The organism is Streptomyces harbinensis, from assembly GCF_900116145.1.
GTDB classification, from domain to species: domain Bacteria; phylum Actinomycetota; class Actinomycetes; order Streptomycetales; family Streptomycetaceae; genus Streptomyces; species Streptomyces carpaticus.
On record NZ_FPAB01000002.1, the window covers coordinates 55332 to 74368 of the forward strand.

15 protein-coding genes are annotated in these 19037 nt (G+C 74.6%); 9 read left to right on the forward strand and 6 right to left on the reverse strand.

Annotation, left to right across the window (positions count from 1 at the left end; genetic code table 11):
• Positions 1 to 112 precede the first annotated feature (112 nt).
• On the reverse strand, positions 113 to 775 hold the full coding sequence (locus tag BM385_RS04525) for an HAD family hydrolase (RefSeq protein WP_026047559.1): 663 nt from the start codon (positions 773 to 775) through the stop codon (positions 113 to 115).
• 66 nt (positions 776 to 841) lie between these two features.
• Between BM385_RS04525 and BM385_RS04530 the strand changes: the two genes are divergently transcribed.
• The 5 genes from BM385_RS04530 (at position 842) to fxsA (ending at position 6618) form a co-directional block, all read left to right on the forward strand.
• Positions 842 to 1282 carry an Lrp/AsnC family transcriptional regulator gene (locus BM385_RS04530; protein WP_019434598.1) on the forward strand — a complete coding sequence of 147 codons (441 nt, stop codon included), beginning with the start codon at positions 842 to 844 and terminating at the stop codon, positions 1280 to 1282.
• Between the two features lie 32 nt (positions 1283 to 1314).
• A complete protein-coding gene (locus tag BM385_RS04535) occupies positions 1315 to 2952 on the forward strand; it encodes an amidohydrolase (protein WP_093842260.1) in 1638 nt (545 codons plus the stop codon).
• A gap of 524 nt (positions 2953 to 3476) precedes the next feature.
• Positions 3477 to 5231 (forward strand): apolipoprotein N-acyltransferase, encoded by a 1755-nt coding sequence (lnt, locus tag BM385_RS27625; RefSeq protein ID WP_380980083.1) that lies wholly within the window; start codon positions 3477 to 3479, stop codon positions 5229 to 5231.
• Entirely contained in the window at positions 5228 to 5989 is a 762-nt protein-coding gene (locus BM385_RS27630; RefSeq protein ID WP_019434595.1) for a polyprenol monophosphomannose synthase, read from the forward strand. The genes lnt and BM385_RS27630 overlap by 4 nt, the downstream gene beginning before the upstream one ends.
• The gene (gene fxsA / locus BM385_RS04545) at positions 5986 to 6618 is read left to right on the forward strand and encodes an FxsA family membrane protein (protein WP_019434594.1); all 633 of its coding nucleotides are present in this window, start codon (positions 5986 to 5988) and stop codon (positions 6616 to 6618) included. Before BM385_RS27630 ends, fxsA begins: the two co-directional genes overlap by 4 nt.
• Before the next feature lie 111 nt (positions 6619 to 6729).
• Here the strand turns inward: fxsA and BM385_RS04550 are convergent, their stop codons facing one another.
• On the reverse strand, positions 6730 to 7104 hold the full coding sequence (locus BM385_RS04550; RefSeq protein WP_026047558.1) for an RNA polymerase-binding protein RbpA: 375 nt from the start codon (positions 7102 to 7104) through the stop codon (positions 6730 to 6732).
• A 168-nt stretch (positions 7105 to 7272) separates the two neighbouring features.
• The gene (gene yczE, locus BM385_RS04555; protein ID WP_037756201.1) at positions 7273 to 7974 is read right to left on the reverse strand and encodes a membrane protein YczE; all 702 of its coding nucleotides are present in this window, start codon (positions 7972 to 7974) and stop codon (positions 7273 to 7275) included.
• A 115-nt stretch (positions 7975 to 8089) separates the two neighbouring features.
• On the opposite strand from yczE, the gene yczR reads away from it, so the two are divergent.
• Positions 8090 to 9589, forward strand: a complete 1500-nt coding sequence (gene yczR / locus BM385_RS04560; protein ID WP_078576192.1) for a MocR-like transcription factor YczR — start codon at positions 8090 to 8092, stop codon at positions 9587 to 9589.
• Positions 9590 to 9597: 8 nt separating this feature from the next.
• Positions 9598 to 10134 (forward strand): GNAT family N-acetyltransferase, encoded by a 537-nt coding sequence (locus tag BM385_RS04565; protein ID WP_093842568.1) that lies wholly within the window; start codon positions 9598 to 9600, stop codon positions 10132 to 10134.
• A gap of 16 nt (positions 10135 to 10150) precedes the next feature.
• Here BM385_RS04565 and BM385_RS04570 read toward each other — a convergent pair whose 3' ends face one another.
• A complete protein-coding gene (locus tag BM385_RS04570; protein WP_093842261.1) occupies positions 10151 to 11800 on the reverse strand; it encodes a bifunctional 3'-5' exonuclease/DNA polymerase in 1650 nt (549 codons plus the stop codon).
• Between the two features lie 62 nt (positions 11801 to 11862).
• Here BM385_RS04570 and BM385_RS04575 point away from each other — a divergent pair, with 62 nt between their 5' ends.
• Positions 11863 to 12996 carry a PLP-dependent cysteine synthase family protein gene (locus tag BM385_RS04575; RefSeq protein ID WP_093842262.1) on the forward strand — a complete coding sequence of 378 codons (1134 nt, stop codon included), beginning with the start codon at positions 11863 to 11865 and terminating at the stop codon, positions 12994 to 12996.
• Between the two features lie 46 nt (positions 12997 to 13042).
• Here BM385_RS04575 and BM385_RS04580 read toward each other — a convergent pair whose 3' ends face one another.
• Complete coding sequence (locus BM385_RS04580) at positions 13043 to 13882, reverse strand: DeoR/GlpR family DNA-binding transcription regulator (RefSeq protein ID WP_093842263.1); 840 nt, start codon at positions 13880 to 13882, stop codon at positions 13043 to 13045.
• Between the two features lie 126 nt (positions 13883 to 14008).
• Between BM385_RS04580 and BM385_RS04585 the strand changes: the two genes are divergently transcribed.
• On the forward strand, positions 14009 to 16309 hold the full coding sequence (locus BM385_RS04585; protein ID WP_093842264.1) for a hypothetical protein: 2301 nt from the start codon (positions 14009 to 14011) through the stop codon (positions 16307 to 16309).
• A 32-nt stretch (positions 16310 to 16341) separates the two neighbouring features.
• Here the strand turns inward: BM385_RS04585 and BM385_RS04590 are convergent, their stop codons facing one another.
• Positions 16342 to 18756, reverse strand: a complete 2415-nt coding sequence (locus BM385_RS04590) for a right-handed parallel beta-helix repeat-containing protein (protein ID WP_019434585.1) — start codon at positions 18754 to 18756, stop codon at positions 16342 to 16344.
• Between the last annotated feature and the right edge of the window lie 281 nt (positions 18757 to 19037).

Consider the following 19037-nt stretch of genomic DNA (forward strand, 5'->3'; position numbering starts at 1 on the left):
CCGGCCACATCGCCCACCGGGCCAGACCTCGCATCCCCCGATCGGCGGATGCGGCATCATCCCCCGAGGGCAGCCGCCCGGTCGTCCCCCGCCCGCGCTCAGCCCCGCGTGCTCAGCCCCGCGCGGCGGCGGCCCGCAGCAGCTCGGGCAGCTTCCGCATGTCCTCGAACACCACCGTGTCCGCCCCCGCCAGCCAGTCCGCCGGCGTCAGCCCGCCCGCGTACCCGAACGCCCGCATCCCGGCCGCCCGCGCCGCTCGCACCCCGTACTGGCTGTCCTCCACCACCGCGCAGCGCGCCGGGTCCACCCCGAGCCGCTGCGCCGCGTGCAGGAACAGATCGGGCTCCGGCTTGCCGCGCGCCACCTCGGAGGCGCTGAAGATCCGCCCCTCGAACCGCTCCCGCAGCCCGGTGCGGCCCAGCGTGCGGCGCATCTTCTCGTGCGAACCGCTGGAGGCGATGCAGGAGGGCAGCACGATCGCGTCCAGCGCCTCCACCACGCCCGGCACCGGCAGCAGCTCCGTGTCGATCGCCTCCGCGAGCCGGGCCCGGTACAGCGCGTTCCACCGGGCCGCCGCCTCCTCGCCCAGCCGCTCGGCGACCTGCGCGGTCACCGAGCGCTCCGAACGCCCCAGGAAGCGGTCGACGATCTCCCGCTCGGTCAGTGGCCAGCCCAGCTGGGCGCCCAGCTCCACACACACCCGCAGCGCCAGGGGCTCGCTGTCCACCAGCACCCCGTCGCAGTCGAAGATCACCAGTTCGATAGCGGAAGACACCCCCGCACCCTACCTCCCGCTCCGCGGCGGCCCCCGGGCCCGCCCGCGTCCGGTAGGTTACGCACCGTGGAGGAACTGGATCGCCGGATCGTGGAGTTGCTCGTCAAGGACGGGCGGATGAGCTATACGGACCTCGGAAAGGCCACCGGGCTTTCCACCTCGGCCGTGCACCAGCGGGTCCGCCGCCTGGAGCAGCGCGGCGTCATCCGCGGCTACAGCGCCATCGTCGACCCGCAGGCCATCGACCTGCCGCTGACGGCGTTCATCTCCGTCAAACCGTTCGACCCCAGCGCCCCCGACGACATCGCCGAACGGCTCGCCGACGTCCCCGAGATCGAGGCGTGCCACAGCGTCGCCGGCGACGAGAACTACATCCTGAAGGTCCGGGTGGCCACCCCCATCGAGCTGGAACACCTGCTCGCCCGGGTCCGCTCGCTGGCCGGAGTCTCCACCCGCACCACCGTCGTGCTCTCCACCCCGTACGAGGCCCGCCCGCCCCGGATCTGAACCCGGCGCGGGCACCGGGGAGACTGGAGCCCATGACCGACAGCTCCACCCCGGGACGGGCCAGGACCGTCCTGCTGCGCCGCGGCGAGGTGCACAGCCCCGCCGATCCGTTCGCCACCGCGATGGCCGTCGAGGGCGACCGCGTCGCCTGGGTCGGCTCCGAGGGCGCCGCCGACTCGCTCGCCGCCACCGCCGACGAGGTCGTCGACCTCGACGGCGCCCTCGTCACCCCCGCCTTCACCGACGCCCATGTGCACACCACCGCCACCGGGCTCGCGCTCACCGGCCTCGACCTGACCGGCTCCGCCACCCCGGCCGAGGCCCTGGAGCGGATCCGCGCCTACGCCGCCGGCCGCCCCGCCGGCGCCGCGCTGCTCGGCCACGGCTGGGACGCCTCCGGCTGGCCCGGCGGCCGGCCGCCCACCCGCGCCGAACTCGACGAGGCGGCCGGGCACCGTCCGCTCTACCTCAGCCGCGTCGACGCCCACTCTGCGCTCGCCACGACCGCGCTGCTCGACCTGGTGCCCGGCGTCACCGCGCTCACCGGCTACCGCGCGGACGGACCGCTCACCGGCGACGCCCACCACGCGGTGCGGCACGCCGCCGACGACGCCCTCACCGACGCGCAGCGCGCCGACGCCCAGCGCGCCACCCTGCGCCGCGCCGCCGCCCTGGGCATCGGCACCCTCCACGAGTGCGCGGGCCCGGACATCTCCAGCGAGGACGACTTCACCGCGCTGCTCGCCCTCGCCGCCGCCGAGCCGGGGCCGCGGGTCGTCGGCTACTGGGGCGAACTCGTCACCGGCGCCAAGGACGCCGCCCGGGTGCGCGACCTGGGCGCGGCCGGCGCCGGCGGCGACCTCTTCGCCGACGGCTCCCTCGGCTCCCACACCGCCCATCTCCACGCCCCGTACCACGACGCGGACCACACCGGCACCGCCCACCTGGACGCGCGCACCATCGCCGCCCACGTCGCCGCGTGCACCGAGGCAGGACTCCAGGCGGGCTTCCACGCCATCGGCGACGCCGCCCTCACCTCCGTCACCGAGGGCGTACGGGCCGCCGCGGAGCAGGTCGGCCTCACCCGGGTGCGGGCGCTGCGGCACCGGGTGGAACACGCCATGCTGCTCACCGGCGAGCACATCGCCGCCTTCGCCGAACTCGCGCTCACCGCCTCCGTCCAGCCCGCCTTCGACGCGGCCTGGGGCGGCGAGGAGGGCATGTACGCCCAGCGGCTCGGCACCGAGCGGGCCCGCACCCTCAACCCGTACGCCGCCCTGCTGCGCGCCGGGGTGCCGCTGGCGCTCGGCTCCGACGCGCCGGTCACCCCGCTCGACCCGTGGGGCACCCTGCGCGCCGCCGCCTTCCACCGCACGCCGGAGCACCGCGTTTCGGTACGGGCCGCGTTCGCCGCGCACACCCGGGGCGGCTGGCGGGCCATCGGCCGGGACGACGCGGGGGCCCTGGTGCCCGGCGCGCCCGCCGACTACGCGGTGTGGCGGACCGGGGAGCTGATCGTCCAGACCCCGGACGACCGGATCGCCCGCTGGTCCACCGACCCGCGGGCCGCCACGCCCGGGCTGCCGGACCTCACCCCGGGAACACCGGTGCCCGAGTGCCTGCGTACCGTGGTGGGCGGGCAGATCGTGTACGACCGGCTGAACGAGTGAGCCCGCGGCCCGCCGCATACCGCCGAACGACGTGCGCTGTACCGGTCGCCCGCGGCGGCCAGGCTGGCACTGACCTGGAGTTTTCCTGAGAAACCCCAGGTCACACGAGTGTTGACAGGCGGCGGTCGGCGGACGGTAGGTTCGGCCGGGTCCACCACAGGACGTCCGGCCGGCGCTCTTTCCGCGCAGTCGTCGAACGCCGCTGGGCCAGAGGGTGGGGCGCCGCCATAGGGCGCCCCGTCACTGGGAGCCAGGTCCAGCGCCCGCGGCACGGGGGCGGAAGGTTTCGTCCGGCCGGCTGGTGCGACCCGGGTGGGGCCCGGATGCTCAGTAGACAACGGCTCTCGGTCGATCCGCAGCCAGCGGGTCCCAGGTCGGCCCGAAGGGCACCGGGCCCCGATCCCGCAGCGTGGTGAACCCCGCCGCGCACCCTGCCGCGCGCGCTATCCGAGGTACCGTCACCTCAGCACCGCTCGATCTGCAGGAAGGCCACGACCGTGCCATCGGGCCCCGAAACCGCCGCCGTGAGCAGTCAGGACGGCGACGCGGCCACCCCGCGCGTCATCGCCCAGCCGTCGTCAGGGACGCCCCCGCGCCCCGGTGGCACCACCGCCGGGGCGCAGGAGCCGCCGCCCGCGCGCCGCCCCGGACGGCTGCGCCGGCTGGGCGCCGCCGCGCGCCGGCTGTGGCCGGCCAGCCTGGTGGCCGCCCTCGCCGGGGTGGCGCTCGCGCTGGCCTTCCCGCCCTACGACCTGTGGCCGCTGTCGGTCCTGGCGGTGGCCGCGCTCTCGTTCCTCACCCGGGGCCGCACCGGCCGGCAGGGCGCCTGGCTGGGCTTCGCGTTCGGGTTCCCGTTCTTCCTGGTGCTGCTCAAGTGGCTGAACACCATCGGCTGGGACGTGGTCGTCGGCCTCTCGCTGCTCCAGGCGCTGTTCCTGATGGTGCTGGGCTCCGGCCTGGCCCTCACCTCCCGGCTGCCGCTGTGGCCGCTGTGGGCGGCCTGCCTGTGGGTCGCCGAGGAACTGGTCAGGGACCGGCAGCCGCTCGGCGGCTTCCCCTGGGGGCGGCTGGCGTTCGCCAACACCCAGACCCCCTTCACCCCGCTGGCCGCGCTCGGCGGCGCGCCGCTGGTGACCTTCGCGGTGGCCCTGTGCGGGGCGCTGCTCGCCTGGGCCGGGTGGGCCGGATGGCGGCTGGTGGCCGAGCACCGGGCGGCGGCCGGGGGCCGCGGCGAGCGGCCCGCCCCGCGCCGCGCCCTGCCGGCGGTCGGCGCGGCCTCGCTGGCCGCCGCCGTCGGCCTGTCCGGGTACGCCGTGCCGGTGGGCACCGACGCCGCCGACACCGTGCGGATCGCCGTCGTCCAGGGCAATGTGCAGCAGCCCGGCATGGACTTCCTCGGCCGTCCGATGCTCATCCTCAACAACCATGTCGAGGCCACCGAGCAACTGGCCGCCGATGTCGCGGCCGGCCGGGTCGAGCAGCCGGACCTGGTGATCTGGCCGGAGAACGCCTCCGACCTCGACCCGTACAAGTACCCCGAGGCGCGGCAGGCCATCGACCGCGCGGTGGCGGCGGTCGGGGTGCCGATCCTGGTGGGCGCGCTGGTCGACCACCCCACGAAGGAGGGGTACGTCGAGAACCAGGGCATCGTCTGGGACCCGGTCACCGGGCCGGGCGCCTCGTACACCAAGCAGCACCCGGTGCCGTTCGGCGAGTACGTGCCCTTCCGCGAGCAGCTGAGCACCTTCATCTCGCGCCTGGAGCGGGTGCCCCGCGACTTCTACCCCGGGGACCGCACCGGCGTGCTGGATGTCGGACCGGCCCGGCTCGGCGATGTGATCTGCTTCGAGGTGGCCTACGACGGGATCGTGCGGGACACCGTCAACGCCGGGGCGCGGGCGCTGGTCATCCAGACCAACAACGCCACCTACGGCAGGACGGGACAGCCCGAGCAGCAGCTGGCGATGTCCTCGCTGCGCGCCGTCGAGCACGGCCGGGCGGTCGTGACCGCCGCGCCCAGCGGGCTGAGCGCCATCGTGGCGCCGGACGGCACCGTGGAGCAGGTGACCGAGGAGTTCACCCAGGACGTGCTGGTCGGCGAGCTGCCGCTGCGGGACGCCAGGACGGTCGCGGACCGGGTGGGCGCGGCGCCGGAGTGGGCGCTGGCGGGCCTGGGGCTGCTGGCCTGGCTGGCGGTGCCGGTCCGGGCGAGAGGGCGTACCGGTCGGGGGAGGGGCGAGCAGGGGGACGGGGCGGCGGACGCCGGAGCGGCGAGGTGACCGAGGGCCCGGCGCTGGACCGGGTGCTGGTGATCATCCCGACCTACAACGAGGCGGAGAACCTGCCGCCGCTGCTGGAGCGGCTGCGCCGGGCCGTCCCCGGGTGCGACATCCTGGTCGCCGACGACAACAGCCCGGACGGCACCGGCAAGATCGCGGACGAGGCCGCCGCCGCGGACGAGCGGATCAAGGTGCTGCACCGCCGGGGCAAGGAGGGGCTGGGCGCCGCCTATCTGGCGGGGTTCGAGTGGGGCCTGGCGCGCGGGTACGGCGTGCTGGTGGAGATGGACGGCGACGGCTCGCACCAGCCGGAGGAGTTGCCCCGGCTGCTGCGCGCGGTGCGGGCCGGCGCGGACGTGGTGATCGGTTCGCGCTGGGTGCCCGGCGGCCGGATCGTGCACTGGCCCAAGTACCGGGAACTGCTCTCCCGGGGCGGCAGCACCTACTCCCGGCTGCTGCTGGGGCTGCCGATCCGGGACGTCACCGGCGGGTTCCGGGCCTTCCGCGCGCCGGTGCTGGACGCCGGGCTGCTGGCGGACGTGGCCTCGCAGGGCTACTGCTTCCAGGTGGATCTGGCGCACCGCGCGGTGCGGGCCGGGCACCGGGTGGCGGAGGTGCCGATCACCTTCGTGGAGCGTTCGTACGGCGACAGCAAGATGAGCCGCGACATCGTGGTGGAGGCGCTGTGGCGGGTGACGGCGTGGGGCGTGGCGTCCCGGTTCAGGAAACTGACCCGGACCGGCACACTGGAACCATGACGAGCGGCTTCCCGAACCCGTACGAAGGTGCCCGCGGGCGCCCCTCCGGCGCGCACTCCGTGGCGACCCGGCGCCGGTCCCGGCCTCTGCTGCCCCTGGGGGTGGCGGTCTGGGCGGTGCTGGAGATCTGGCTGCTGACGCTGGTCGGTCAGGCGTGGGGCGGGCTCACCGTCTTCCTGATCCTGGCCGGCGGGCTGCTGGTGGGTGCCCTGGTGATCAAGGGCGCCGGGCGGCGCGCCTGGCAGCAGCTGACCGCGAGCGTCCGGGCCGCGCAGGAGCCGGGGGCGGCGAAGGAGCGCCCGGAGCCGGCGGGGCGGCGGCGCAGCAACGCGCTGACCATGCTCGGCGGCCTGCTGATCATGGTGCCGGGGCTGCTGTCGGACGTGCTCGGGCTGCTGCTGGTCTTCCCGCCGACCGCCGCGCTGCTGACCCGGCTGGGCGGGCACTGGCTGCGGCGCAGCACCGGTCCGGTGGGCGCGGTGTTCACCGATGTGCGCGCGGCGCAGCAGCAGATGCGGATGCGGCGCCCGGACGGCAAGGTCGTGCCGGGCGAGGTCCTGGACGAGGACGGTCCGGTCGTGGACGAGGACGGTCGGCGGGACCGGCGCGGGGAGGACGGGCGGCCGTGATCCCCCGTCCGGCCCATTCCCCGGACACGACAGCGCGAGGGCCCGGGTCACCGATGAGGTGACCCGGGCCCTTCCGCGACGCGTGCGCCGCTCCCGGTGGTCCGGCTGCCGTCAGGCGGACTTGCGGCTGTCGCGCGGGTGCACGGCGATGTTCATCGCACCGGAGCGCAGGACCGCCAGCCGTTCGGCCAGCACTTCCTCCAGCTCCTCCCGCGTACGCCGCTCCATCAGCATGTCCCAGTGCGTACGGGCCGGCTTGCCCTTCTTCTCCTCGGGGCTCTCGCCGTCCACGAGCAGGGCCTGCGCACCACAGACCTTGCACTCCCACTCCGGCGGGATCTCTGCCTCGACCGAGAACGGCATCTCGAATTGATGTCCGTTCTGGCATGCGTACTCCACGGCCTGGCGCGGGGCCAGGTCGATGCCGCGGTCGGTCTCGTAGCTGGTCACCACGAGCCGCGTGCCGCGAAGAGCTCGCTCACTCATGAATCGTGCCTCCCGGGCTCATCGCCCACAGGACAGGTGTCGCTGTCGTCATCGGTCAGGTCAACGTCCGGTCGGCGGTAAAGATTCCCGTGTGGGTCATGCGTCGCCCGTCGTGCCGACTCTTCTTGTACCCACCGACGTCCGGTTTGTCACATCAGGGCTGAGATGTCACCCGGCGTCCGCACAGGATGGCTCATGGTCACGGTCCGTCCGATGGGATCGAACGCGTAGAATACCCGGCTGCCGCTCCCGCGTCGAAATCCGGTCGGACATCCGCTCGGACGGCGACGGGAACACTCTGCCGAAAAGCCGCAGGAACCACTGCGCCACCGGGCCGATGGTGAGCGCGAAAACCGCCGTGCCGACACCCACCGTGCCCCCCAGCAGAAAACCGGCGGCCAGCACCGCCACCTCGATGCAGGTGCGCACCAGCCGCACCGAGCGCCCGGTCACCCGGTGCAGCCCCGTCATCAGCCCGTCCCGCGGCCCCGAGCCCAGGCGCGCGGTGATGTACAGCCCGGTCGCCGCCCCCAGCAGCACGATCCCGCCGGCCAGCAGCGCCACCCGGGCGGGCAGACCGGCCGGCTCCGGGATCACCCGCAGCGCGGCGTCCAGCGACAGCCCGACGAGGATCACATTGGCCACCGTGCCCACCCCCGGCCGCTCCCGCAGCGGGATCCACAGCAGCAGCACCAGCGCGCCGACCGTGATCGACACCGTGCCCATGCTCACCCCGGTCTGCCGGGAAACCCCCTGATGGAGCACGTCCCACGGGCTGGTGCCCAGCTCCGAACGGACCAGCAGGGCGCACGCCGTGCCGTAGAGCACGAGTCCCACGAACAATTGGACAAGCCGGCGGGCCCGGTGCATCTGGACTCCTGGTGACGGTGGTGCGGGGGTTCTCCCGGTGGACTGGACCATGGCATTGTGGGACGCGGTTGGATCGACCGGCCATGGCCAATCGAGGGAAGGTGGCCCGCAACCGATGCCCCAGTGGACCTCAACCGTGGGTGCCGCCCAGCTGGCCCGGCTCCTCGGCTCCCAGAAGGGCGCGCCCGGCGGCCGGCGCGCCCCCGCCTACCGGAACCTGGCCGACGGCGTCCGGCTGCTGGTGCTGGAGGGCCGGGTCCCGGTCGCCGCCCGGCTGCCCGCCGAACGCGAACTGGCCGCCGCGCTGTCGGTCAGCCGCACCACCGTCGCCGCCGCCTTCGACGCGCTGCGCACCGACGGCTTCCTCCAGTCCCGGCGCGGCGCCGGCAGCTGGACGGCGGTGCCGCCCGGCCGTCCACTGCCCACCCGCGCCCTCGACCCGCTGCCGCCCGAATCGGCCGAAGGCGTCATCGACCTGGGCTGCGCCGCGCTGCCCGCACCCCAGCCCTGGCTCTCCCGCGGCTTCGAAAGCGCGCTCGCCACCCTGGGACCGGCCGCCGGCACCCACGGCGACTTCCCGGCCGGACTGCCCGAACTGCGCCGCGCCCTGGCCGACCGGTACACCGCGCGCGGCGTGCCGACCATGCCCGAACAGATCATGGTCACCACCGGCGCGATGGGCGCGGTGGCCGCGATCTGCCGGATGTTCACCCCGGCCGGCGAACGGGTGGCGGTGGAGCACCCCAGCTACGCCAACGTGCTCCAGCTCATGCGGGAGGCCGGGGTACGGCTCGTCCCGGTACCGCTGCGCGACAACGGCCTGGGCGGCTGGGACCTGGCCGGCTGGCGGCGGGTACTGCGCGAGGCGGCACCCCGGATGGCGTACGTGGTGGCCGACTTCCACAACCCCACCGGCGCGCTGGCGAGCGACGAGCAGCGCCGGGAACTGGTGGCGGCGGCCCGGTCGGCCGGTACCGTCCTGGTGGTGGACGAGACCATGGCGGACCTGGCACTGGACCGGGGGCCCGGGGAGAGCGAGCCGCGCCCGGTGAGCGGGTTCGACCCGGGCGGCTCGACGGTCGTCACCGTCGGCTCGGCCAGCAAGTCGTTCTGGGCCGGCCTGCGGATCGGCTGGGTCCGCGCCACCCCCGACGTGATCCGCGCGCTGGTGGCCCGGCGCGCCTACGCCGACCTCGGCACCCCGGTGCTGGAACAGCTCGCGGTCGCCGCGCTGATGACCGGCGGCGGCTGGGACGCGGCCGTCGCCCAGCGCCGGGAGACCATCCGCGCGCACCGCACCGACGTGGTGGCGGCGCTGCGGGCCCGGCTGCCGGAGTGGGAGTTCGCGGTGCCGCGGGGCGGGCTGACCCTGTGGGTGCGCACCGGCGGGCTGTCCGGGTCGCGGATCGCGGACACGGGGGAGCGGTTCGGGGTGCGGGTGCCCTCCGGGCCGCGGTTCGGAGTGGACGGGGCGTTCGAGGGCTATCTGCGGATCCCGTTCACCGTGGGGGAGCCGACCGCCTCCGAGGCGGCGGCCCGGCTGGCGGCGGCGGCCCGGTTCGTCGCCGAGGGAGCGCCGCAGGTGGCGCAGACACCGAGGGGATACATCTCGTGACGGACATCATGATCGCGGCGGCGGCCACGGACGGGGGCACGGCGGCGGAGCTGGAGCGGCTGCGGGAGATCGAGCGCGCGGCCGGGGAGCCGTTCCGCGCGCTCGGCATGGCGGCGATCGCGGACGACGCGCCGCCCTCGCCCGCCGTCCTGGACGGCTACCGCCGGGCGGGACGGCTGTGGCTCGCGCTCCCGGACGGCGCGGGGCCGGACGCGGCCGTCGGCTATCTGCTCGCCGACGAGGTGGACGGCGGGGTCCACATCGAGCAGGTGTCCGTCCACCCGGCGTGGGGCCGGCGCGGCATCGGGCGCGCCCTGATCGACGCGGCGGCCCGGCCGGGCACCGCGCAGACCCTGACCACCTTCACCGAGGTGCCGTGGAACGCGCCGTACTACGCGCGGCTGGGCTTCCGCCCGCTCACCGAGGCGGAACTGACTCCCGGCCTGCGGGCGATCCGCGCCCACGAACGGGAACTGGGCCTGGACCGCTGGCCGCGTGTCTGCATGCGCCGGCCGGCGGCGGACACCGGGCCGGCCGCCGGCTGACCGTCCGTACGGTGGCTCACTTGGCGTCCGCGTAGCACTCCACCACCGCCGTCGTGAAGGGGAAGCGCGCCGGGGTGCGGCCGAAGACCGTCTCCGCCGCCGTCACCGACGCCCGTTCCAGGGCGGCGCGCACCGTGTCGGTCTCCTCCTCGGGGCAGTGCACGATCACCTCGTCGTGCTGGAAGAACACCAGCTCGGCCCGCATCCCGCGCAGCGCGCCGCGCAGCGCCGCGAGCAGCAGCAGGGCCCAGTCGGCGGCGCTGCCCTGGACCACGAAGTTGCGGGTGAAGCGGCCCCGGGCCCGGGCGGCGGGGGAGGTGTCGGACCAGTCCTCGCTCTGTGGCTCCGGCGGGCAGGTGCGGCCCAGCCAGGTGCGCACCAGACCGCCCTGCTCGCCGGTGCGGGCCGCCTCGTCCACATAGGCCACCGCCGCCGGGAAGCGGCGGCGCAGATCGGCGAGGTACCGCAGGCCGTCGCCCGAGGTCTGGCCGTAGATCGCGCCGAGCAGCGCCAGTTTGGCCTGCTCGCGGTCGCCGGAGAACGCGCTCCGGGACAGCGAGGTGTACAGGTCGGCGGCCGAGCCCGCCACCTCCAGCAGGCCCCGGTCGCCGGAGATCACCGCCAGCACCCGCGGCTCCAGCTGGTCCGCGTCGGCCACCACCAGCCGCCAGCCCGGGTCGGCGACCACCGCCCGCCGCACCACCCGGGGGATCTGGAGCGCCCCGCCGCCGTTGGAGGTCCAGCGGCCCGACGGGGCGCCGCCGGGTACGTACGTGGCGCGGAACCGGCCGTCCCTGACCCAGGTGCGCAGCCACGACCAGCCGTGCGCGGTGTGGATGCGGTACAGCTTCTTGTACTCCAGCAGCGGGGCCACCGCCGGATGGTCGATCTCCCGCAGCTCCCAGGCCCGGGTGGAGGTGAGCGTGATCCCGGCGCCCCGGAAGGCGCGGATGATGTCGGCCGGCAGATCGGGCCGCACCCGCTGCCCGGGGCCGAAGGCGCGGGAGATCTCCTCGGCCAGCTCGGCCAGCCGCCGGGTCTCCTGCCCGCCGGGGTAGCGCTCGCCGAGCAGTTCGTCGAGCATCGCCCGGTGGAGGTCAGCGCGCCAGGGCAGTCCGGCACGGGTCAATTCGGCGGCGACCAGGGCGCCGGCCGACTCGGCGGCGAGCAGCAGCCGCAGCCGGCCGGGGTGCGTGCCGCGGGCGGTGCGCTCCAGCTGGCCGGCGTACACCTCCACCAGCGCGGTGAGCGGGTCGGTGCCGGCCGGCAGCGGCGGCGGTCCGGTGTCGAACAGCGAGGGCTGGCCGGTGTCGGCCGAGGCCGGGCGCGGGTCCTCGGGGACGGGCAGCCCGTGCAGCCGGGCCCAGGCGGCGGGCAGTGAACGGGGCAGGCCGTAGCGCCCCTCGTGCCCGAGGAGCAGCGCCTCGGCCAGCTCCACGTCGTAGCAGCGCTCCACCCGCACCCCGGCGGCCAGCAGCCGGGGATGGAGCGCGGCCGTGGAGCGCCACACCCAGCGGGCGACCCGGGGCCGCGCGGCGACGGCGGTGGCCGCGTCCGGCTCGCGCGCCACCGGGCCGCCGATCCGGCCCCGGTCGTCCAGGGCGCACACCAGGGCCGAGCCGTCCGGCTGTTCCGCCAGGGCCCACCGGCCCCCGTATTCGTACACGTTCTCGATTCTGTCAGGCGGTACCGACACCGCGCGGGAACGACGCGTCCTATGATCGCGGCGTGAGCAGCCGTGAACAGCAAACCCGCCCGTCCGTCGCCGCGACCGGGGACACCGACCGCAGCGACCCGGCGTACCGGGCCTGGCTGAAGGAGGCGGTGCGCAAGGTGCAGGCGGACGCCAACCGCAGCGCCGACACCCATCTGCTGCTCTTCCCGCTGCCCGAGACATGGGGCATCGACCTGTATCTCAAGGACGAGTCCACCCACCCCACCGGCTCGCTCAAACACCGGCTGGCCCGCTCGCTGTTCCTGTACGGCCTGTGCAACGGCTGGATCCGGCCCGGCCGGCCGGTGATCGAGGCGTCCAGCGGCTCCACCGCCGTCTCCGAGGCGTACTTCGCGCGGCTGATCGGCGTCCCGTTCATCGCGGTGATGCCGCGCACCACCAGCCGGGCCAAGACCGAACTGATCGAGTTCCAGGGCGGTACCTGTCATCTGGTGGACGACCCGGCCACCGTGTACGACGTCTCGGCCGCGCTCGCCGCCGAGACCGGCGGGCACTACATGGACCAGTTCACCTACGCCGAGCGGGCCACCGACTGGCGCGGCAACAACAACATCGCCGAGTCCATCTACCAGCAACTGCGCCTGGAGCGCTACCCGGAGCCCGCCTGGATCGTGGCCACCGCCGGCACCGGCGGCACCTCGGCGACCCTCGCCCGTTATGTGCACTACATGCAGTACGACACCCGCATCTGCGTCGCCGACCCGGAGAACTCCTGCTTCTACGACGGCTGGCTGGCCGGCGACCCGTGCGCGGTGAGCGAGAACGCCTCGCGCATCGAGGGCATCGGCCGGCCCCGGATGGAGCCCAGCTTCGTGCCCGGCGCGATCGACCGGATGATGAAGGTGCCGGACGCCGCCACGGTGGCCGCCGTACGCGCCCTGGAAGGCGCCATCGGCCGCAAGGCGGGCGGCTCCACCGGCACCGGGCTGTGGAGCGCCCTGAAGATCGTCGCCGAGATGGTGGCCGAGGGACGTACCGGCTCGGTGGTCACCCTGATCTGCGACCCGGGCGACCGCTACCTCGACAAGTACTACTCGGACGAATGGCTGGCGCGGCAGGGGCTTGACATCGCCCCGTACCGGCACGCCATCGACGGCTTCCTGCGCACCGGCCGCTGGAGCTGCTGACGCCGCTGCGCCGGGCCCGGGCCGGGACCGGCCCCCGCCGCCCGGATCAGCCGGCCGCGCCCGCCGGCTCCGGCCCGGCGATGATCAGCTCGGCGACGTGCTCCTCGATCTCCTCCCGGTCGTCGGCCGCGAGCCCCGCGTCCATCACCAGGGTGTCCACCTCGTCCAGCGAGGCGAACGAACTGAGCCCCGTTGTCCCCCACTTGGTGTGGTCCGCGACCACGACCACCCGGCGGGCCGAGCGGATGAAGTGCCGATTGGTCTCCGCCTCGGCGAGGTTGGGCGTGGAACAGCCCGCCTCCACCGAGATGCCGTGCGTCCCGAGGAACAGCACGTCGAAGTGGAGCGAGCCGATCGCGGCGTCCGCGACCGGGCCGACCAGCGTCTCCGAGGGGGTGCGCACCCCGCCGGTCAGCACCACGGTCGCCGCCCCGCTCTCCACGCCGCGCCCCTCCGCCGGGCGGCGTGCGGCGTGGAACACATCGGCCACCCGCACCGAGTTGGTGACCACGGTGAGATCGGGGATGTCCACGAGCTGCTGAGCGACCGCGAAGGTGGTGGTGCCGCCCGCGAGCGCCACCGCCGTGCCGGGCACGACCAGGGACGCCGCCGCGCGGGCGATGTCGCTCTTGGCGGTCAGCTCCAGCTCCGACTTGGCCTCGAAGCCGGGCTCGTGGGTACGGGCCTGGTCGACCGGGACCGCCCCGCCGTGCACCTTCTCCAACGTGCCCTGCCGCGCGAGCACGTCCAGGTCGCGCCGCACCGTCATGTCCGAGACCTGCAGCATCCGCGTCAACTCGCTGACCCGGATTCCGCCTCGGCGGCGAACCTCCTCCAGGATCAGGGCGCGTCGCTGCCCGGCCAGCAGATTCTGGTTGTCGGCCACGGGATCCTCTCCGGGGTGCCGGGGGCGTCCGCGCGTGCGCGGGAGCCCCGGCGTTCGCCCCCTTGGCTGCTGAAGGAGTCATCTTCGCATGTTCGAACCACCGCCGACGCGGAGAAGCCTTCTATCATGAACACCTCACCGGAGCCCGCGGTGGAACTGCTGGTCCACGGAGTCGGTGGCACCACACCCCAGAAGATGCTGGAGGACCCCAGAACCACCCGCGTCACCGGCGACAACACCGCCTCCCTGCACCGGCGGACGGACGACGCGGCCGACCGGCCCTGGAGCGACACCACCCCGTCGCGCGAGGCCTACTCCTGGTCCAACCTCACCTCGGGCAACGGCGCACGCGCCCTGTGGCTGCTGTTACTCCCCTTCATGGTCGTCAACCTCGCCCACTGGATGCGCCCCGACGTGCGCGGCACCCGGCGCACCCAGCGGCTCTACGACCTCCTGGTGCGGCTCATCGCCCTCTCCCTCACCGTCCTGCTGGTCGCCGGAGCCTGCTCGGCCGCGCTCGACCTCCTCGCCTGGCAGTGCGGCGCCTCGGCCGCCTGCACCGCGCACACCTCCTGGCTCGGTTTCTGGGGCCCGGACGGCGGCTGGTGGGCGCAGCCGGGGCGCCGGCTCGCCCTGGCGGCCACCGTGCCGCTGGCGCTGGTCGCGCTGCTGTGGTGGCTCTCCCACCGCACCTGGAGCGCGTACGAGTCGGCCTCGCCGCCGGTGCGCGCCCTGCCGGACGGCCCCGACCGGCCGCTGCTGAGCCTGCCCGGTTTCTGGTACGGGCGCACCCTGGTGAGCCGGCTGCGCGCCGCGCACACCGCGGCCGGGCTGCTCACCGTCACCGCCGTGCTGCTCACCGCCACGGGAACCTTTGACCGCACGGTGGGCTGGTGGCTGCTGGCCACGCTGACCGCCGCCGGCTGGATCGCGGTCGCGGCCATGGAGCCGGGGCACGGCCGCAGCGAGGAGGAACCGGACGAGTCCGAGACCCCGGTGCTGGTCGGCCGGCTGCCGTGGGCGGCGCTGGCGCTGCTGGCGGTGACGCTGGTGCACACCGGGTGGAGCCGGCCGCACTGGGAGGCCGAGGGGGCGCTGCCCGCGGGTGACGGCTTCTACCCGGTGCTCGCCATCGTCCAGGGGGCGCTCGTGCTGGGCCTGGCGCTGACCGCGTTCTGGCTGCACCGGAACGCGCCGCGCATGGACCGGGGCGCGCTGCTCGGGCTCGGCGGCGCGTCGGTGGCCATGATCGCCTGCGCGCTCGCCGGGATGCTCACCGGCGCGGTGGTGCAGTGGCTCGGCGCCTGGCTGGAGCCGGGATCCGCGTCGACCGGCGCCCCCGGCGCGGTGATCGCCGGGCCGCCGGTGCAGCTCAGCTGGCAGTCCAGCACCATCCCGGCGCTGCTGGTGGTGCTGCTGGTGCTGGGGGCGGCGGCGCTCCGGTCGGTGCTGCGCCGCCGGGCCGCGCTGGAGCCCGGGGTGCGGGGCCGCTACCCGGACGAGAGCTGTGCGCCCGATCGCGAACGCAGTCGCGCCATCGCCTCGGCCATCGCGCGCGCCGGGGCCACCGACTCGGCGCCGAAGCTCATCGGCTGGCTGACGGCGGCCTCCGTGGTGCTCGGGCTCGCGGTGGTGGCCGGCGCGCTCACCGGGAAGCCGCCGGCGGTGGTCGCCGCGGACGCCCCGGGACCGGTGGCGGCGTTCGCGGAGTTCTCGCAGACCCTGGGCGCGTGGCTGGCCGGAATACTGGTCCTGGCACTGCTGGCGGTCGGCCGCCGCGCGTACAAGGACGCGGGGGCGCGGCGTACCGTCGGCATCCTGTGGGACGTGGGCACCTTCTGGCCGCGCGCGGCGCATCCGTTCGCGCCGCCGTGCTACGCGGAGCGCGCGGTGCCGGATCTGTCCTGGCGGATGGGCACCTGGATCGACGCGACCGGCGGCCGGGTCATCATCTCCGGGCACTCGCAGGGCAGCGTGCTGGCGGCGGCGGCCGTGTGGCAGCTGGACCCGGCGACCCGCAGCCGGGTGGCGCTGCTGACGTACGGCTCGCCGCTGGAGCGGCTGTACAGCCGCTGGTTCCCGGCGTACTTCGGGGCGCGGCGGCTGGCGGCGCTGGAGGAGGAGATGCCGTGCTGGAGCAATCTGTGGCGGGAGACCGATCCGATCGGCGGCCCGGTGGGCCGGCCCTCGGTGGATGTGGGGCCACTGCCCGATCCGCTGCACTACGGGCGCAATCTGCGCCGGCCGCTGCCCGAGCCGATCCTGGGACACGGGGACTACGCCGCCGACCCGGCCTTCGCGGAGACCAGGGCGGCGCTCTTCCACCGCCTGGCGGGCGGGCGGCCGGAGCCGGCGGTACCGCGCCAGCCGGCGGCGCGGGAGGGCCTGGACGCGGGGGAGCCGGAGCCGGAGCGGCCCGGTCCGTGAGGACCGGGCCGCTCCGGAACGCGGCAGCCCGCTCAGGCCGGCGGCAGGTCCTCCGGGTGGAGCAGGGTCAGTTCCTCGGTGCTGGGGTCGGGGAGCTGGGCCACCCGGCCCGCGTGCCGTTCCACCATCGCCTCGAAGGTCTGGCGCGCGGTGCGGCCGTTGCCGAAGGTGGGGCCCTTGGGCAGGTCGGTGAAGTGCTTCAGCAGCGCCTCGCGGGTGCCCTCGCCCAGCTCGTACTCCTGCTCGCCCGCCTGGCGGCTGACGATGCTGAGCAGTTCCTCGGCGTTGTAGTCGCCGAAGGTGATGGTGCGGGAGAACCGGGAGGCCACCCCGGGGTTGACGGCCAGGAAGCGTTCCATCTCGGCCGTGTAGCCGGCCACGATCACCACGACCGCGTCCCGGTGGTCCTCCATGAGCTTCACCAGGGTGTCGATCGCCTCGCGGCCGAAGTCGCGTCCGGCGTCCTCGGGGGAGAGGGCGTAGGCCTCGTCGATGAACAGCACCCCGCCGCGCGCCCGGTCGAACGCCTCCTGGGTGCGGATCGCGGTCGAGCCGATGTGCTCGCCCACCAGGTCCACCCGGGAGACCTCCACCAGATGACCGTGCTCCAGCACGCCGAGCGAGTGCAGGATCTCGCCGTACAGCCGGGCCACCGTGGTCTTGCCGGTGCCGGGGGCGCCGGTGAACACCAGATGGCGGCGGACCGAGGCGGCCTTGAGCCCGGCCGCCTGGCGGCGCCGGCCCACCTCGATCATGTCGATGAGGGCCTTGACCTCCAGCTTGACGCTGTCCAGGCCGACCAGGGACTCCAGTTCGGCCAGTACCTCGTCCGAGGGGCGGCTTTCGGCCACCGGCGCCGTATCCGCCGCGGTGCCCGCCTCGGGCGCCGCCGGCTGCTGGGCCTGCGCCGTCACCGTCGCGGTGGCCCGGGCCGGGAGGGCGGGCGCGGCCGGCTCGGCGGCGGTGCTGTCGCCCGGGGCGATCGCCTCGTCGCTGTGGCAGTCGGTCAGCACCGGGCCGTTCTCGGAGAACACGTAGCCGCCCCGGGAGCAGCGTTCGGTGCGGCAGCGGATGAGTTCGCTGCGGCAGCCGTCGATGATGTGGAAGCCGTAGCCGCGCGAGCCCGTCACCCGGCACCGGGTGAACGTCCCCCGGCCGCGCGCCGAGACGTAGAACCCGGCCTCGGCGGGCGCGGTGATGACGCAGTCCTCGACGGCCGGATCGGCGTCCTTGCTGATGATGACGCCCGTGGTCGCCTGGTCGATGGTGCAGCCGGTGACCGTGCCGCCGCTGCCCTGGTCCCGGAACCAGGCGCCGGTGCCCACCCGGTGCATCCGGGTGGCCTCCACCCGCGCGGTGGCCCCGTCGCTCACCGAGATCGCCGAACCGCGCACGTGCTCGATCTCGCTGTCCACCACATCGGCCCGCGACCCGGAGTCCAGCACGAACAGCGCGTCCGGCACATGATCGACGGTGCAGGACTCCAGGACGGTGGTGGCGCCGTCGCTGACCCACACCGCCGGGTAGTCGCCGGTCGACTCGTGGATGCGGGTGTGGTGGGCGTCCACGTGCGTGCCCGGGTCCCACACCGACACCCCGTTGCGGCCGAACCGCCGCACCGTGGAGCGCACCAGGGTGAGCACCGAACGGGACCGCAGATCCAGGGCGTTCTCCGGGATGTCGTGGATCTCGGAGTCGGTCAGGGTCAGCACGGCGTCCGACTCCAGGGTGACGCCGTCCCCCGTGGTGGCGCTGACCCGGCAGTCCGTCAGATGGGCGGTGGCGCGGTCCGCCAGGCGTATCCCGGCTCCCTTGATGTCGTGGATGTCGCAGTCCACCGCGTCCACCGCGCTGTCCCCGCCCACCACGGACAGCCCCGAGCCCTGGCCTCGCCGCACCCGGCAGCGCTCAAGACGCAGATGGGCCGGCCCGCGCACCGAGACACCGGCCTGCCCCGACTCGGCGACCTCGCACTCCTCGAACAGGCCGCCCGCCCCGTCACCGACGCCGATGCCGACGCCGGTGGCGTTGCTGACCTGGCAGCGCCGCACGGTGGGGCGGGCGCCGCCGCGCACCTCGATGCCGGAGGCGGAGGAGGTGCGGATGAGCAACTCGCTCAGTTCCGGGGTGCTGTTCTCGATGAGGACGGCGGGCGCGGCGATGTCCTGGCCCTCGATGCGCAGCCGTTGCACGATGGCGGAGCCGCGGACGGTCAGCGGTACGCCCTCGGCCGGCGCGATGCGCGCCGAGCCGTCCTTCTCGTCGGGGCCGCGCACGGTGACGGACTGTTCGATCACCAGGTTCTCGCGGTAGGTGCCGGGGCCCAGGACCAGGATGTCGCCGTCGGCGGCGGCGGCCAGGGCTTCGGCGACGGTGCCATAGACGGCGGTCCGGCGCCGCCAGCGGGAAGTTCCGGTGTGCGTGACCTGGACCGAGCCTTCTGCCATGGACTTGTGTGCCCCAACCTGATGCGATGACGGAGCGCGCTGACACGCGTACGAGGACCCACCGTAGCGTGCTGCGGGCTGATGGGATGACCGCAGCGGCCTGCGTAAACCCTATCTCGCACATCCGATCGTCCTCGCCCGGGAGAGTAACGGTTGGTGAGTCGGTGATGCCGGAGTGTGAGGAAAGTGCCGGGGGGCCGCCGGGTTACCCCTGATGATTTTCCGAGAATCCTCAAATGTCGCTCTCTTTTGAGTGATTGCCGACGGACTTTCGCTCCTCC